The 16,686-nt window shown below is 74.3% G+C and carries 13 protein-coding genes; 10 read left to right on the top strand and 3 right to left on the bottom strand.

Annotation, left to right across the window (positions count from 1 at the left end; all coding sequences use genetic code 11):
- Positions 1-168 precede the first annotated feature (168 nt).
- Positions 169-3,504: an isoleucine--tRNA ligase gene (gene ileS, locus ACWF41_RS09150; RefSeq protein ID WP_380323170.1), complete on the bottom strand. Its 3,336-nt coding sequence runs from the start codon at positions 3,502-3,504 to the stop codon at positions 169-171.
- 330 nt (positions 3,505-3,834) lie between these two features.
- Between ileS and ACWF41_RS09145 the strand changes: the two genes are divergently transcribed.
- The 6 genes from ACWF41_RS09145 (at position 3,835) to ACWF41_RS09120 (ending at position 8,055) form a co-directional block, all read left to right on the top strand.
- A complete protein-coding gene (locus ACWF41_RS09145) occupies positions 3,835-4,326 on the top strand; it encodes a Chromate resistance protein ChrB (protein WP_380323172.1) in 492 nt (163 codons plus the stop codon).
- Positions 4,323-4,754, top strand: coding sequence for a chromate resistance protein ChrB domain-containing protein (locus ACWF41_RS09140; protein WP_380323174.1), 432 nt, complete (start codon positions 4,323-4,325; stop codon positions 4,752-4,754). The genes ACWF41_RS09145 and ACWF41_RS09140 overlap by 4 nt, the downstream gene beginning before the upstream one ends.
- Positions 4,755-4,775: 21 nt before the next feature.
- The gene (chrA, locus tag ACWF41_RS09135; protein ID WP_380323177.1) at positions 4,776-6,176 is read left to right on the top strand and encodes a chromate efflux transporter; all 1,401 of its coding nucleotides are present in this window, start codon (positions 4,776-4,778) and stop codon (positions 6,174-6,176) included.
- Between the two features lie 63 nt (positions 6,177-6,239).
- On the top strand, positions 6,240-6,863 hold the full coding sequence (locus ACWF41_RS09130; protein WP_380323180.1) for a YdcF family protein: 624 nt from the start codon (positions 6,240-6,242) through the stop codon (positions 6,861-6,863).
- Between the two features lie 66 nt (positions 6,864-6,929).
- Positions 6,930-7,331, top strand: a complete 402-nt coding sequence (locus ACWF41_RS09125) for a hypothetical protein (protein ID WP_380323183.1) — start codon at positions 6,930-6,932, stop codon at positions 7,329-7,331.
- A gap of 28 nt (positions 7,332-7,359) precedes the next feature.
- A complete protein-coding gene (locus ACWF41_RS09120) occupies positions 7,360-8,055 on the top strand; it encodes a helix-turn-helix transcriptional regulator (RefSeq protein WP_380323186.1) in 696 nt (231 codons plus the stop codon).
- 20 nt (positions 8,056-8,075) lie between these two features.
- On the opposite strand, the gene ACWF41_RS09115 is transcribed toward ACWF41_RS09120, so the two are convergent.
- Positions 8,076-9,728 (bottom strand): molybdopterin-dependent oxidoreductase, encoded by a 1,653-nt coding sequence (locus tag ACWF41_RS09115; RefSeq protein ID WP_380323189.1) that lies wholly within the window; start codon positions 9,726-9,728, stop codon positions 8,076-8,078.
- Positions 9,729-9,800: 72 nt separating this feature from the next.
- The gene (locus ACWF41_RS09110) at positions 9,801-10,340 is read right to left on the bottom strand and encodes a hypothetical protein (RefSeq protein ID WP_380323192.1); all 540 of its coding nucleotides are present in this window, start codon (positions 10,338-10,340) and stop codon (positions 9,801-9,803) included.
- Between the two features lie 297 nt (positions 10,341-10,637).
- Here ACWF41_RS09110 and ACWF41_RS09105 point away from each other — a divergent pair, with 297 nt between their 5' ends.
- From ACWF41_RS09105 to ACWF41_RS09090, 4 genes are all read left to right on the top strand, one after another.
- Entirely contained in the window at positions 10,638-11,675 is a 1,038-nt protein-coding gene (locus ACWF41_RS09105; RefSeq protein WP_380323195.1) for a putative F420-0 ABC transporter substrate-binding protein, read from the top strand.
- Positions 11,672-12,757: a putative F420-0 ABC transporter permease subunit gene (locus ACWF41_RS09100; protein WP_380323198.1), complete on the top strand. Its 1,086-nt coding sequence runs from the start codon at positions 11,672-11,674 to the stop codon at positions 12,755-12,757. Before ACWF41_RS09105 ends, ACWF41_RS09100 begins: the two co-directional genes overlap by 4 nt.
- Entirely contained in the window at positions 12,754-13,617 is an 864-nt protein-coding gene (locus tag ACWF41_RS09095; protein WP_380323201.1) for an ATP-binding cassette domain-containing protein, read from the top strand. Before ACWF41_RS09100 ends, ACWF41_RS09095 begins: the two co-directional genes overlap by 4 nt.
- 361 nt (positions 13,618-13,978) lie before the next feature.
- Entirely contained in the window at positions 13,979-16,564 is a 2,586-nt protein-coding gene (locus ACWF41_RS09090) for a PQQ-dependent sugar dehydrogenase (protein ID WP_380323204.1), read from the top strand.
- The last annotated feature ends 122 nt before the right edge of the window (positions 16,565-16,686 follow it).

Genomic DNA, 16,686 nt, shown 5'->3' with positions numbered 1-16,686 from the left:
GCGTGGATCGGCTCAGGCAGCGAGCTCATGGGAAACCTCCGGGACAGCGGTCGAGGGGGGGGGGGAGAGCCCGCCCCCCCCCACACCCCCCCCCCAAAAAAACCCCCCCCCCCCCCGGCCCTCCCCCCCCCCCCCCCCAGGAAGGGTCCTGACGGCCGGGCGGGCCACTCAGCCGGCCGGCGACTCCTGCTTGCTCACGCGCACCGCGCGCTCGCCGTCGCCTGCCGCCACGGCGAGGTCGAGGGCAAGCGTCTCGCGGGCGATGAGGTCCCGATGGGCCTCCACGGCCGCGACGTGCTCGGCCGGGACGTCGAGCTCCAGCACGATGCGGTCGCCGACCTCGAGGCCGGCGGCCTTGCGGGCGTCCTGGACGTCGCGGATGACGTCGCGGGCGTAGCCCTCGGCGCGCAGCGCGTCGTCGAGCGCAAGGTCGAGGACGACGAACCCGCCCCCGGGCAGCACGCTCGCCGCGACCTCGCCGCCGGCGCCCTCCGCCACGACCGTCGTCAGCTCGTACTCGGGCTCGAGCAGCGGCTCGTCGCCCGCGTCCGTGGTCACGACGACGGTGCCGTCGTCGTCCCGCCGCCACGCGCCGGACTTCGCGGCCCTGATGACGGCCTGGACGCCGCGGCCCAGGCGCGGACCCGCCGCGCGGGCGTTGACCGCGAGGCGCTCGGTGATGCCGAACCGCTCGGACGCCGCGCCGTCGGCCTCGACGAGGTCCACCGCCTTGACGTTGAGCTCCGTGGCCAGCAGCCCCGCGTAGTCGGCGAGCGCCGCCGGGTCGGGCACGGCGACGGTGAGGCGCGCCAGCGGCTGGCGCACGCGCAGCTGGTGCGCCTTGCGCAGCGCGAGGGCGCTGGACACCACGGCACGCACCTCGTCCATCGCGGCGACGAGCTCGTCATCGCGCACGAGGGCTGCGTCCACGACGCCGTCGGCCGAGGGCCAGTCCGTGAGGTGCACGGACCGACCGCCGGTGAGGCCGCGCCAGACCTCCTCGGTGAGCAGCGGCGCCAGCGGCGCCATGACGCGGGTCAGCGTCTCGAGGGCGGTGTACAGCGTGTCGAACGCGTCGGCGTCCTCGGCCCAGAACCGGTCCCGCTGGGTGCGCACGTACCAGTTGGTGAGGACGTCGAGGTGCTCGCGCACCGACTCGCAGGCCCCGGAGATGTCGTAGGCGTCGAGCTGCGCCGTGACCATGGCGACGAGGTCGTGCGTGCGCGCCAGCAGGTACCGGTCGAGGGCCGGCAGCCCCGCGACGCGGTCGGCCGTCACGGGCTTCGCCGTGTAGCCGGCACCGTCCCCCTCCGATCCGGTCGCGCTGTTCGCGTACAGGGTGAAGAAGTAGTAGGTGCTCCACAGCGGCAGCAGCACCTGGCGCACGGAGTCGCGGATGCCCTCCTCCGTCACGACGAGGTTGCCGCCGCGCAGGATCGGGCTGGCCATGAGGAACCAGCGCATCGCGTCGGAGCCGTCGCGGTCGAACACCTCGGAGACGTCCGGGTAGTTGCGCAGCGACTTGCTCATCTTGCGGCCGTCGGAGCCCAGCACGATGCCGTGGGAGACGGCGGTGCGGAAGGCGGGGCGGTCGAAGAGCGCCGTGGCGAGGACGTGCAGCAGGTAGAACCAGCCGCGGGTCTGACCGATGTACTCGACGATGAAGTCGCCCGGGTAGTGGTGCTCGAACCAGTCCGCGTTCTCGAACGGGTAGTGCACCTGGGCGTACGGCATGGAGCCGGAGTCCATCCACACGTCCATGACGTCCTCGACGCGGCGCATCGTGGACTTCCCGGTCGGGTCGTCGGGGTTGGGGCGGGTGAGCTCGTCGACGAACGGGCGGTGCAGGTCCGGCTCGCCGTCGGGGCCGAGCGGCAGGCGGCCGAAGTCGCGCTCGATCTCCTCCAGCGACCCGTACACGTCGATGCGCGGGTGCGCCGGGTCGTCGCTCTTCCACACCGGCACCGGGGAGCCCCAGAACCGGTTGCGGCTCAGCGACCAGTCGCGGGCGTTCGCGAGCCACTTGCCGAACTGGCCGTCCTTGATGTGCTCCGGCGTCCAGGAGATCTCCTGGTTGAGCTCGACCATGCGGTCCTTGAACTTCGTCACCTCGACGAACCACGAGGAGACGCCCATGTACATCAGCGGCTGCCGGCAGCGCCAGCAGTGCGGGTAGGAGTGGGCGTACGACTCGCGGCGCAGCAGCACCGTGCCGGCGGTCACCGAGCCGGCGTCCGCCTCGCCGCGCGTGCGCGCCTTGAGGTGGTCGATGATCGGCAGGTTCGCGTCGAAGACCTGCAGCCCGGCGTACTCGTCGACCGGGTGAGTGAACGTGCCGTCCGCCCGCACGGGCATGACGGAGGCGACGCCCTCGCGGTCGCAGACGACCTTGTCGTCCTCGCCGAACGCGCCGGCGCTGTGCACCAGGCCGGTGCCGTCCGTCGTCGTGACGAAGTCCGCCTCGACCACGCGGTGCGCGCGCTCGCGCCCCTCGTAGTAGGAGAACGGCGGCACGTAGGAGGTCTGCAGCAGCTCGCGGCCGGTGAGGCGCCCGACGACGCGCGGGGCGTCCTCGCCCTCGTCGGTCAGCTCGCGGGCGTACGCGTCCACGCGCGCCTCGGCGAGGACGTAGCGCTGCGGGGTCCCCGTGAACGAGGACTCGACGACGACGTACTCGATCTCGGTGCCGACCATGACGAGCAGGTTGGACGGGAGCGTCCACGGCGTCGTCGTCCAGATGAGGAGCTTGTCGCCCGGGCGCACGACGTCCTGGCCGGCGGGCACGGTCGCGACGTCGAAGCCGACGGTCACGGCCGGGTCCTGGCGCGTCTGGTAGACGTCGTCGTCCATGCGCAGCTCGTGGTTCGAGAGCGGCGTCTGGTCGTTCCAGCAGTACGGCAGCACGCGGAAGTCCTCGTACACGAGGCCGGCGTCGTAGAGCTTCTTGAAGCCCCACAGCACCGACTCCATGTAGGTGACGTTGAGCGTCTTGTAGTCGTGGTCGAAGTCGACCCAGCGCGCCTGGCGGGTGACGTAGTCGCGCCACTCGGTCGTGTACTTCAGCACCGACGAGCGGCAGGCCGCGTTGAACTTCTCGATGCCCAGCTCGAGGATCTCGTCCTTGGTCTTGATGCCGAGCTGGCTCATCGCCTCGAGCTCGGCGGGCAGGCCGTGCGTGTCCCAGCCGAACCGGCGCTCCACGTGCTTGCCGCGCATGGTCTGGTAGCGCGGGACGACGTCCTTCGCGTAGCCGGTGAGCAGGTGGCCGTAGTGCGGCAGGCCGTTGGCGAACGGGGGACCGTCGTAGAAGACGAACTCGTTGCTGCCGTTCTCCCCCGCCGGGTTCTTCGCCACGGACGCGCGGAACGTGTCGTCGGCGGCCCAGAAGTCGAGGACCTCGCGCTCCAGCGCCGGCAGGTCCGGGGAGGCGGGGACGCCGGCGATGCCGAACGCCGCGCCTGGCTGGTCGGACTTCTCGGACGAGCGGTGCTGCGGGTAGGCCATGGGTGGGCTCCTGGGAACGGGCGGGCGGTGGTACGGGTCGCCTGGTCGACGACCTGGTGCTGCCGTGCGAGGACGACGCCCCCGCCCGAAGGCGCGGACACCGCGGTACCACCCCGCTTGCGGGCGCCGCTGGTGCCGGCGCCCGCCGCTCGTTCACGGCTGTCACGGGCCTACCCGTCCGGTTCTACTGAGAGTGCGTGTGCGCTCGGTTCTTCCGGAGGCTCGCCGGTGATGGCCGGGTCGACGCCTGTGCGTCCATGGTAGCCAGGCGCGCAAGCCGGTTCGGGCGCAGGGTGGTGGCGGTCGTGTAACCACGGTTACATTCCTGCCGTGGGTGGGGAATGGGTGCTGCTGAGCTACCGGCTGCCCCGCGAGCCGTCGGCGCCGCGGGTGGCCCTGTGGCGCAGGCTGAAGCGACTGGGGGTGGCCCAGGTCTCCGACGGCCTGGTGGCGCTGCCCGCGGACGCCCGCACGCGGGAGCAGCTGGAGTGGGTGGCCGAGGAGGTCGCGGAGCGCGGCGGCACGTCGAGCGTGTGGCTGGCCCGCCCGTCGACCGCCGCACATGAGCGCGACCTTGCCGCGGCGATGGCCGCGGACCGCGCCACCGAGTGGACGGCGCTCGCCGAGTCCGCCCGCACGGCCCTCGCGTCGACGCCGAGCGAGCAGCGCAGCACCCTGGCCCGGCTACGGCGCACGAGCCGGCAGGTGACGCGCCGCGACTTCTTCCCCGCGGCCGAGCGCGACGCCGCCAGTGCTGCGCTGCGCGACCTGGAGAACCTGGTCGCCCGCCACGAGGACGCGCCTGCCGGGAGGACGCGATGAGGTGGGCGACCCGCGCCGGGGTGCACATCGACCGCGCGGCGTGCGCGTGGCTGATCCGACGCTTCATCGACGAGCACGCCGAGTTCGTGTTCGTCAGCGACGCCGCCGACGTCCCGGCCGACGCCACCGCGTTCGACATGCGCGGCGTCGAGCTGGGGCATCACGGGGCGCGCTGCAGCTTCGAGACCTTCCTCGAGCGGTACGAGCTGACCGACCCGGTCCTGGCACGGATCGGGCAGATCGTGCACGAGGCCGACCTCGACGACGACCGCTTCGACGCCCCCGAGGCGCCCGGCCTCGACGCGATCCTGCGCGGGCTGTCGATGACCGGCGACGACGAGGCGACCCTCGCCGTCGCCGGACCCCTCTTCGACGCGCTGTACGAGTACTTCCGCCGCTCCTACCTGCTCGGCCACGAACCGGCCTGAGCGCGACCACCGAGGATCGCCGTGCACGAGCACCCCACGGGCAGGCCCGACCCCTCGGGGTCGGTCGCCGCGCAGCGCGATCTCGTCCCGTTCCGTACCGCGGTGCGGACCTGGTTCGCGATCTCCTGGCAGACGTTCGGTGGCCCGGCCGGGCAGATCGCCGTCATGCAGCGCACCCTCGTCGACGACAAGCGCTGGATCGGCCAGGGCCGCTTCCTGCACGCCCTGAACTACTGCATGCTCCTGCCCGGGCCCGAGGCCCAGCAGCTCGCCGTCTACACCGGGTGGCTCCTCAACGGGCTGCGCGGCGGCTTCGTCGCCGGGATCTTCTTCGTCCTGCCCGGCATGCTGTGCCTGCTCGCGCTGTCCGCGATCTACGTCGCGTTCGGCGACACCCCGCTCGTGACCGGCATCTTCGCCGGACTGGCCCCCGCCGTTCTCGCGATCGTCGTGCAGGCCGTGACCCGCGTCGGGAGACGGGCCCTGACCAGCCCCGCACTGATCGCGCTCGCCGTCGCCGCGTTCGTCGCCCTGACCCTCTTCGCGGTGCCGTTCCCGCTCGTGATCCTCGGAGCAGGGATCCTGGGCTGGCTCGTGCACCGGTACGCACCCGACCTGATCACGGTGCGGCGTCCCGCCACCCCCGACGACGGTCCCGCGCCGCTCATCCCCGACGACGCCCTGCACGCCGAGCGACCCTCGGGACGGCGGGCACTGCGCGTGCTGGTCGTCGGGCTGCTCGCCTGGTCCGTCCCCGTGGTCGTGGTCGCCCTCGCCACCGGCGTGGGCAGCAGCCTGACCCAGCAGGGCGTGTTCTTCTCCGGCACCGCGCTGGTCACCTTCGGCGGCGCGTACGCCGTCCTGGCCTACGTCGCCCAACGCGCCGTCGAGACCTATGCCTGGGTCACCCCCACCGAGATGACCAAGGGCCTCGCCCTCGCCGAGACCACACCGGGGCCCCTCATCATGGTCGTCCAGTTCGTCGCCTTCCTCGGCGCCTACCGCAACCCCGGCGACCTCGACCCCTGGGTCGCCGCCACGATCGGCGCCCTGCTGACCACCTGGGTCACCTTCGTCCCCTCGTTCCTGTTCATCTTCCTCGGCGCGCCCTACGTCGAGAAGCTGCGCGGCAACCAGGCCCTCGGCGCAGCCCTCGCCGCGATCACCGCCGCCGTGGTCGGGGTCATCGCCAACCTCGCCCTCTACTTCGCCACCCACACCCTCTTCGCCACCTCGACCACCTGGACCGCCGGGCCGCTCCACCTCGAGGTCCCGGACCTCACCGCCGTCCAACCGGTCGCCGTCGCCATCGCCGTCGCCGCGACCGGCCTGCTCTTCGTCGCACGCTGGTCCGTGCTGCGCACCCTCGGCGTCTGCGCCGCCCTGGGCCTCGTCGCGACCCTGCTCGGCGCGCCGCTCTGACCGCCTGGTGCAGCGGCCCGGACCTGGTCCCGGGGGCGGGAGCCGCGGGATAGCCTCGCCTGCATGCGCCGCGGACCGTTCCTCGCCGTCTCCGGGACCGTCGCCTCGTGCGTCGCCGCGCTCGTGGCGGGCGAGTGGCTCAACCGGCGCTGGTCGCGCGCGCTCGTCGCCGAGGCGAGCCCGTCCGAGGGGACGCAGGCCGTCGTCGTGCTGGGCTTCCGCAACCCCGGCCCCGCGGCCAACGCCGTGAACCGATGGCGGGTCCGCGCCGGGCTCCGGTCGATCGACCCGGCCGCACGGTCGATCCTCGTGCTCAGCGGCGGCGCCACCACCGGCGGCCGGTCGGAGGCGAGCGTGCTGGCCGCGCACGCCGTCGCCGTCCTGGGCTACGACGGGCCCCTCGTGCTCGAGGAGGAGAGCCGCACGACGTGGGAGAACGTCGCCCGCGTGCTCCCGCTGGTCGAGGGCGCCGACCGCATCACGATCGTGTCCCAGCCCGCCCACGCCCTCAAGGCGCGCGTCTACGTGCGGCGGCAGCGGCCCGACCTGGCCGGTCGGCTGACCCGCGCCGACGACCACCGCTGGGGCGAGTGGCTCGCGCTGAAGCCGGCGCTCGCCGCCTACGGGCTGTGGACGCTCCGGGGAGTGCGCGCCGACCTCCCCCGGCCCACCCGCCGAGGACGGTGACGGCGGGCGCCCGGGTCCGAGGAACACCGACACACCGCTGTCGCCGTACCCCGCGACCGTGGCGTCATGACCACCACGACATCGCTGACCGTCACCGACCTGCTCGACGGCTGGGCGCGCCTCTGGAACGGCGACCTCGGCCTCGCGCCGACCCTCGCCACCGACGACTTCACGATCCGCTTCGGAGACCCTGCTCTCGCACCGGCCGACGACGGGCGCGGGCCCGACGCCCTGGCGGCGTTCGTCGGCGCCTTCCGCGCCGGGCGGGGCGGGCTCTGCTACGCCACGGTGCTCGCCCGGTCGGGTCCCGGGCACGCCACGGCCGTGTGGGCGGCCGACGATGACGCCGCCGGCCTGCACGTCGGCGGGATCGACCTGCTGGACCTCGCCGCCGACGGGCGCGCGCGCCGGGTCTGGTCCGTGACCGCGCGGCGGCCCGTCGCCGCTGACCACGACCTGACCGACTGATGTCACCGGCCCCGGGCAGCCTGGACCCGTGACACGGACCGAGCGGCTGCACGCCGTCCTCGACCATCTGCGGGCGCGGGCGCCACGGCCGGTGACGGCGGCGCGGCTGGCCGCGGAGCTGGGCGTCTCGACGCGGACGATCGAGCGGGACCTGGCCGCGCTGCGGGCCGCCGGCGTGCCCGTGTACGGGGTCGAGGGACGTGCCGGCGGGTACTCCGTCCTCGCGGACTACTCGCTGCCGCCGCTCCACCTCCGCGCCGACGAGGCGCTCGCCGTCGCCGTGGCGCTCGGGCTGCTCGCCGGTTCACCGTTCGACCGCGCGGCCCGCCGGGCGCGGGACCGCGTGCTGGCCGGGGCTCCCGAGCCCGTGCGGGCGGCCGTGTCGGCCGGGATCGTCCCCGTCGACACGGTGGGCGCAGAAGGTGCCGTGGGCGCGCCCGAGGACCGCGGCCGGCTCGGCCGGCTGCCGGCCGCCGTCGCGGGTCGCCAGGTGCTCCGCCTGCGGTACCGGGGCAAGGACCGCGAGGTGGAGCCCCTGCGGCTGCTGCACGGCGACGGCCGCTGGTACCTCGTCGGCTGGGCACGGCCGGGGGGCGGGGTGCGCGGGTTCCGCGACGACCGGATCGAGTCCGTCGAGCTCACGGGAGAGACGTTCCGCGACCTCCACCGCGCCGAGGTGGACGCCGACCTGGCCCGCTGGGACCGCACGGCGCTCACCCCCTGAGCCTCCGGGGAACCCCGGGGTCAGGTGATCGTCAGCGGGATGGTCTGCCAGCCCGTCGCGCCGTCGGGCGCGGGGGGCGCCTCCGCCTCGACCTGCACGTTCCCGTCGGCGTCGGTCGCGCGGACCGTCACGGAGTGGTCGCCCTTCGTCGCGGCCCAGTCGAGGCGCCACTGCCGCCAGGTGTCCGGGCCGACGACGGGCGCGAGCTCGGCCTCCTGCCACGCGCCGTCGTCGACCCGCACCTCGACGCGCGCGATGCCGGTGTGCTGCGCCCACGCCACCCCCGCGACCGTCACCGCGCCGGCGGGCAGGTCGTCGCCCGGTCGGGGGACGTCGATGCGCGAGGACAGCTTGATCGGCCCCAGCGCGGACCAGCCGCGCGGGGTCCAGTAGCCCTGGTCGGCGGCGAAGGTGGTGACCTTGAGCTCGGTGACCCACTTGGTGGCCGACACGTACCCGTACAGGCCGGGCACCACGAGCCGCGCGGGGAAGCCGTGCTCGGTCGGCAGGGGCTCGCCGTTCATCCCGACGGCGAGCAGGCTCGCCCGGCCGGCGTCCTGCAGCACCTCCAGCGGCGTGCCGGCGGTGAAGCCGTCCGTGCTGCGCGAGAGCACCATGTCCGCGCCCGCCTGCGGCTTCGCCCGCGCCAGCAGCTCGCGCACCGGGTAGCCGAGCCAGCGCGCGTTCCCCACGAGGCCGGCCCCCACCTCGTTGGAGACGCACGTCAGCGTGACGTCGTGCTCCTCCAGCGGCAGGGCCAGCAGGTCGTCCCAGGTGATCGTGAACGGCTCGTCGACCAGGCCCGTCACGGTCAGGGACCAGTCCCCCGGGTCCACCTGCGGCACGATCAGCGCGGTGTCGATCCGGTAGAACTCCGCGTTCGGCGTCACGTACGGGGACAGGCCCGGGACGGCCCCGGGGCCGCCGAAGTCCACGCCGGCCGGGAGCGGAGGCGCGGTCGTCGCGGCGCGGGGCAGCCGGACCGCCTCGCGCGCCGCCGTCACGACGCGGCTCCCCGCGGACACGACGCGCGACGCCCCGAGCGCGAGGACGGCCCCCGCGGCCGCCACGCCGGTCCACTGCAGGAACCGCCGCCGGTCGATCGCCTCGCGCCAGTCCGCGCCGGGCCGCTCGTCCTCGGCGAACCAGATCTCGACGCGGCTGAGCAACGCGTTCAGCACCACGACCGCCACCACGACGCCGACCAGGCTCGGCAGCGCCCACACGACGCTCGCGCCCGGGCGGCCCGCGGCCACGACGGCGGCGGCCGCGCCCACCGCGCCCACCAGGACGGCGCCCCACGGCGGGCGCCGGCGCTGCAGGAACCCGGCGAACGCGGCGCCCGCGAGCGCCACGACGCCCATCGTCGCGAGCAGCACGGCTTTGTCCGCGGTGCCGAACCAGGAGACGGCGAGGTCCTTGAGCCAGCCGGGCACGCCGTCGACCACCGCGCCGCCGACGGCGAGGACCGGGCTGGACGACGGGTCGACGACCGCCGCGACCAGCTCCGCCACCGCCAGGCCGGCCGCCGTCGCGACCACCCCCGCGAGCGCCGCCCACCACCCGTCGCGCCGCCGCGGCTCGGGCGGGACCCAGGTCTCGAGCGCCCAGCCCGCCGGGTCGCCGGGGTCCGCGGGCCTGGCGGCGGGCTGCCGCCGCGACGTCCTGCTCATGTCCTCAGCGTCCCACCCGTCGTCCGGGCCCGCGCAAAGATTGCAGGTTCGTCAGAACTCACCGTCGGGACTTCACCGTCCGGCCGGCGGGCCGGGGTCCGGCCAGCGGGCGAGGTGCCCGAGCCACGCGACGGCGAGCCACGATCCCTCCAGCACGAGCTCGAGCCCCGGTCCCGCCACGGTCGCCTGGCAGCGGGTGTCGAGCGTGACGGGCCCCTCCTGCCCCGGCGCGACGGCGAACGAGCGCAGCGCGAGCGTCGCGCGGTCGACCTCGACCTCGCCGCCGGCCCCGGGCAGCTCGACCCAGAACCGCGGGGCCGTCGCCCACAGGCGCGGTCGGTCCTCCCCCGGTGCGGCGGCCCACGGCGCGGTGCCGCCGACGACGACGCACGGGAGCTCTGCGACAGGCTGCGCGGGGTCGCGGGGCACGCGCGGCTCGTCCGTCCCGAACCCGGAGACCTCGCCGGCCGGGGCGGAGCCGTTCGCGATCGACAGCGCGAGGTCGACGGCGCTGCGGACGAGGCCTGTCGCCGCGCCCGCGCTCTCCCGTGCGCCGCGACGCCGGCGTCGCGGCCGCCGCCACGAGATGGCGTCCTGCACGCGACTGGTCATGACGCCGGAGCGTAACGCCCCGCACGCAGGCCGGACGTGACCCCGGCCGCACGTCGACGTAGTCCCCGATGTCGCTTCTGGCGCGAGATGCGACATCGGCTACTACGTCGACGTCCGGTGGGCGAGAGCACGACCGGCCGCGGGCGTACTAGGCTCGACGCCGGATCACGGGCCCGACTCTGGCCCGTCGGCGCGACCCGGGCCGTGGGCCGCGGTTCCACCGGCGCGAGATGACGCGCCGTCCTGGACCTTGACCGCCCCACGACATCCCCGACCCGTGATCCTGGAGCCCCCCGCGTGCCTCGCCGCCCCCTTCCCGCCGTGCCCGCCGTCGTCCCCACCGTGCTGCTCACCGCCCTGTCCCTCGTCGCCCTCGCGGGCTGCGCCCAGGATCCCGCCGACGCCGCGTCCTCGGCCGCCCCGAGCGGCGCGTCCACCGGGGGGACCGCCTACCCGCTCACCCTCGACAACTGCGACACGCAGACCACCGTCGACGCCGTGCCGCAGCGGGTCGTGACGATCAAGTCGAGCACCACCGAGATGCTGCTGGCGCTCGGCCTGGGCGACCGCATCGTCGGTTCGGCGTTCCTCGACGGCCCGGTGCCCGACTCCCTCGCAGGCGCCGCCGCCGACGCGCCCGCCGTCGCTGCGCCGATGTCCGACCAGGTGCCCGGCACCGAGGCCGTGCTCGGCCTGGAGCCCGACCTCGTGTACGCCGGCTGGGAGTCCAACCTCACCGCCGACGGCGCAGGCGACCGCGACACCCTCGCGAAGCTGGGCGTCGCGACCTACGTCTCCCCCGCCGCCTGCAAGTCCCCGGAGGCCATGCCCGACCCGCTGACGTTCGACGACGTCTTCGCGGAGATCGACGAAGTGGGCGAGATCTTCGACGTCCCGGACGCCGCCGCCGACCTCGTCGCCGCCCAGCGGGACACCCTCGCGTCCGTGACGCCCGACGACCGCGGCCTGGACGCCCTCTGGTACTCCTCCGGCGACGACATCCCCTACGTCGGCGCCGGGATCGGAGCCCCGCAGATGATCATGGACGCCGTCGGCCTCGAGAACGTCGCGGGCGACGTGCACGACACGTGGACGTCGTTCTCGTGGGAGCAGGCCATCGAGGCCGACCCGGACGTCATCGTGCTCGTCGACGCGACCTGGAACAGCGCCGAGCAGAAGATCGAGCGGCTGGAGTCCAACCCCGCCACGGCGCGGCTGACGGCCGTGCGCGAGGGCCGCTACCTCACGGTGCCGTTCCCGGAGTCGGAGGCCGGGGTGCGCAACGTGGACGCCGTCGTGGACCTCGCCGACCAGCTGGCGGGCCTCGACCTGTGACCGTCCAGGCCCGGCCCGACGCGCGCCCCGCGCCACCGGCCCCCGAGAACGGGCACCCGGGCGCGCGCCGCGGCGCCGTGTGGTGGCTGCCCGCGGCCGCCGTCGTGCTGGTGGGGACCGTTCTCGTGACGGTGACGATCGGGCCGGCCGACCTGTCCGTCGCGGACGTGTGGCGCGCGATCGCCACGCACCTCGGCCTCGGTGGCGCCCTCGGCCTGGAGCCGCTGGGCGCGCTGCCCGACGGCATGGTCTGGGAGCTGCGCCTGCCGCGTGTCCTCACCGCGGCGGCCGTGGGCTCCGGACTCGCCGTGTGCGGCGTCGTCATGCAGTCCCTCACGCGCAACCCGCTGGCCGACCCGTACCTGCTGGGGCTGTCGTCCGGCGCCTCCCTCGGCGCGGTCCTCGTCCTCGTGGCGGGGCTGACCGTGCTGCTTCCGGTCGCGGCGTTCGGCGGCGCGGTCGCGGCGCTGGCCGCCGCCCTCGGGCTCGCCGGGGCGATCGGCACGATCACGCCGACGCGCACCGTCCTGGCCGGGCTCGCGGTGAGCCAGCTCGCCGCCGCCGCGACGAGCTTCGTCATCTTCTGGTCGGCCACCGGCGACTCGTACCGCGAGATCCTGTCCTGGCTGATGGGCTCGGTGGCCGGGGCCACGTGGACGTCGGTGGCGATCACGGGCGTGGCCGTGCTGGTGCTCGGCACGCTGCTCGCCTCGACGGGGTCCGTCCTCGACGCGTTCACCTTCGGCGACACCGCCGCCGCCGCGCTCGGCGTGCCGGTGGCGCGGGTGCGCTGGCTGCTGCTGGTGGGCGTCGCCCTGCTGACGGGCGCTCTGGTCTCGCAGTCCGGGTCGATCGGCTTCGTCGGCCTCATCCTGCCGCACGCCGTGCGCCTCCTCACGGGCGCGCGCCACCGGCTGCTGCTGCCGCTGTCCGCGCTGTGCGGGGCGTCGTTCCTCGTCTGGGCGGACACCCTGGCCCGCACCGTCTTCGCGCCGCGCGAGGTGCCGGTCGGCATCGTCACCGCCGCGATCGGCGCCCCGGTGTTCGCCCTGCTGCTGTGGCGCGGGCGGAGGATCGCATGAGCGCCGGCGCCGACCTCGCCGCGGCGGCCCGCGCCGCCGGGCCCGGCTCCCCTGCCGCGGGCCTCGATGCCTCCCGGGTCTCGTGGGCGACGGGCGGGCGGCTGATCCTCGACGGCGTGGACGTCACCGCGCCGCCGGGCGCGGTGAGCGGCCTGCTCGGTCCGAACGGGTCCGGCAAGTCGACGCTGCTGCGCGTCGTCGCGGGCGTGCAGCCGCCGTCGGACGCACGGCTCGACGGCACCGTCGGCGCGCCCCGCGTCACGTTCGCCGGGGCGGACCTGCTCGCCCTGCCGCGGCGCCGCCGTGCCCGCACGCTCGCGTTCGTCGAGCAGGAGGCCTCCACCGACCTGCCCGTGACCGTGCTCGACGCCGTCCTGCTCGGACGCATCCCGCACCGCTCCCTGCTGGCCGGCGACTCCGCGTCCGACCGCGCCGCCGCCCTGCGCGCCCTCGACGAGGTCGGCGCCGCGGGGCTCGCGGACCGCCAGGTCACGACCCTGTCCGGGGGCGAGCGCCAGCGGGTGCAGATGGCCCGCGCGCTCGCGCAGGAGCCCGCGCTGATCCTGCTCGACGAGCCCACCAACCACCTCGACATCGCGGCCCAGCTCGACGCGCTGCGCGTGCTGCGCGCCCTCGCCGACCGCGGCGTCACCGTGCTCGCCGCCCTGCACGACCTGCAGCTCGCCGCCCAGCACTGCGACCACGTGGTCCTGCTCTCAGGCGGCCGCGTGGTCGCCGCCGGCGACGTGCGCGACGTCCTCGTGCCCGACGTCCTCGACCCCGTCTACGGGGTGCGCACCGAGGTGCTCACGCACCCGCGCACGGGCCGCCCCGTGCTGACGTTCACGCGCCGCGACTGAGCGGCGCGACCCCCTCACGCCGACCGGCGACACGTCGCAGTCGACAAGCGCCCAACTTTTGATTGACTATCGACGGAAGTCTCGTAGGATGACGACCAGGTGGTCGGCAACGACTCATCCTGCGCAACGGTTCCACCGTCGCCCGCGCCGAGCAGGCGCGACGCGACGCGCACCCCCGCATGACGACGTGCGGCGGCTCCGCTCGACGACGAGACGAGGAGGGCAGACCCAGGGCGCCGGACAGGCCCCCGACCAGGAACGACACAGAACCGGGCCACCCTGATCCGTCGTTGGCGCGACGGGGGTGACCCGGTCCGGATGACCTCTCGCAGGCGACTGAACCTCACAGGAGTGGCATCAGATGAAGCATATCCACGCGAACAGGGCCCCGAGCCGGCGCGCGACCGCCGCGCTGACCGCGGGCCTGCTGGCGCTCACCGGCATCGGCGCCGCCACGGCGCCCGCCGTCGCGCACGACGGCGTCGACCACGCGGCCGAGCCGGGCGGCGACGCCGCGCTCGACTGGTCCAACTACGAGAAGATCACGCTCACCAAGGACGTCGGCGAGCCGATCGACATGGCGGTGCTCCCCGACAGCCGGGTGCTGCACACCGCCCGCAACGGCGACGTCCGCCTCACCGACCCGTCGACCGGCGTCACGAAGGTGATCAACACCCTCGACGTGTACGCCAACTCGGAGGACGGGCTCCAGGGCATCGCCATCGACCCCGACTTCGAGACGAACGGCTGGGTCTACCTCGTCTACGCCCCGCGGGACGCGGACGGCGACGGCGTGTCGGACACCCCCACGGGCAACGCCCCGGAGAAGCTGCCCGCCGGCGAGGACGAGAGCTACTGGGACCGGTGGAAGGGTGTCAACCGCCTGGCACGGTTCCAGTGGACGGGCGACAAGCTCGACCTCACCACCGAGCAGAAGATCCTCGACGTGGGCACGCAGCGCGGGCAGTGCTGCCACGTCGGCGCCGACATCGACTTCGACGGCGACGGCAACCTCTACCTCTCGACGGGCGACAACACGCCCGCGGGCACTCCGGGCGCGAACGGCTTCGCCCCGAACAACGACGCCCCCGGAATGAACCCGGGCTTCGACTCGCGTCGCGGCGCCGGGAACACCAACGACCTGCGCGGCAAGATCCTGCGCATCCACGTCGAGGCCGACGGCTCGTACACCATCCCCGAGGGCAACCTGTTCCCGCCCGGGACCGACAAGACGCGCCCCGAGATCTTCGTCATGGGCGTGCGCAACCCGTTCCGCATCGACGTCGACCCCGCGTCGAACACGCTCTCGTGGGGCGACTACGGCCCGGACGCCTCGCGCGCCGTCGCCGAGGCGAACAACCGTGGGCCCATGGGTCTCGTGGAGTGGAACGTCGTCTCCCTCGACGACCCGCACAACTCCGGCTGGCCCTACGTGACGGGCGACAACTTCGCCTACAACGAGTGGGACTTCGCCACGGCCACCCCCGGGGAGTTCTTCGACCCGGAGAACCTGAAGAACAACTCCCGCTGGAACACCGGGCTGGTCGACCTGCCCCCGGCGCGGCCCGCGACCCTCTGGTACGGCGACAACGTCGGCGACCAGCCGTGGGACGAGCTCGTGAGCTTCGGCAGCGGTTCCGGTCAGGCGCCCATGGGCGGCCCGGTCTACCACTACGACGCGGACAGCACCGCCCCCGGCAAGCTGCCCGAGTACTGGGACGGCAAGCACTTCATGGGCGAGTTCTCCCAGGACTACCTGGCCGCGTTCACCGTGGACCCGGAGACGCTCGGCGTCACGCACATCGAGGACTTCATGCCGAACTCGATCATCGGGCCGGCCGGCCAGCCGATCAACGACAACCCGATGGACATGGAGTTCGGGCCGGACGGGTCGCTGTACGTGCTCGACTACGGCGACGGATTCTTCCGCGCCAACCCGGACGCCGGGCTGTACCGGATCGACTACGCCGCCGGGAACAAGGCGCCGCAGGCCCGGTTCACCACGACGCCCGACTCCTCGTCGTCGGCCCCGCTGGAGGTGACGTTCGACGCGAGCGCCTCGTCCGACCCGGACGGCGACGCCCTCACGTACGACTGGGACGTCGACGGCGACGGCACGTTCGACCTCAGCGGGGTGACGGCGAAGTACACCTACACGGAGCTCGGCCAGTACACGGCGCGCCTGCGCGTCACGGACGCCAGCGGCAAGCGGTCGCTGACCTCGAAGGTGATCTCGGTCGGCAACCAGGCCCCGGAGGTCACCGTCGAGTTCCCGTCGAACGGCGCGTTCTTCAACTGGGGCGACGCCATCCCGTTCAAGGTCACCACGAAGGACGCCGAGGACGGCGACGCGACCGTGTGCGACCGCGTGAAGTGGACGTACGGCCTGGGGCACGACGAGCACGCCCACCCCGAGCTCTCGGGCACGGGCTGCGAGGGCGTGTGGCAGACCGACGCGAACTCGCCCGAGCACGGCGCCGGAGCCAACCTCTACGGCGCGGTCGTCGTGACCTACACGGACGGCGGTGCCAACGGGCAGCCCCCGGCCTCGGGCGAGGCCACGGTGCGGCTGAACCCGTTCGTCCAGGAGGCCGAGTTCCACCCGGTCACCGGCGGTGAGGTCGTGGACGACGCGTCCGCGAACGGCGGCAAGGCCGTCAGCCTCGGCAAGAAGGGCTCCCTGGAGGTGGGGCCGGTCGCGTTCGACGGCATCGACGACGTCGTCGTCCGCGCGTCCGGCAAGGGCCAGCTCTGGCTCCGCTGGGGCTCCGCGACGGGCCCGTCGTTCGCCAAGGTCTCCCTGCCGTCGACGGGGACGCTGACGGACATCGTCGTGCCGCTCGCCTCGGCGCCGAAGGGCAGCGGGACGCTCTACGTGACGACGAACACGGGGGCCGTCGTCGACACGCTGACCTTCCGTGGCCCGGGAGTCGGCACCGCGAAGTGACGGCGGGGCCGGTGCCGTGGGCGTGGCCCTCGGCACCGGCCCGTACCACCGCGGGGGGGGGGGGGGGGAGGAGGGGTGGGGGGGGGGGGGGGGGAAAGGGGGGGGGGGGGGGGGGGGTGGGG

The sequence above is a fragment of the Isoptericola sp. NPDC055063 genome (genome assembly GCF_053608125.1).
This window is presented reverse-complemented; position numbering and strand designations above follow the sequence as displayed.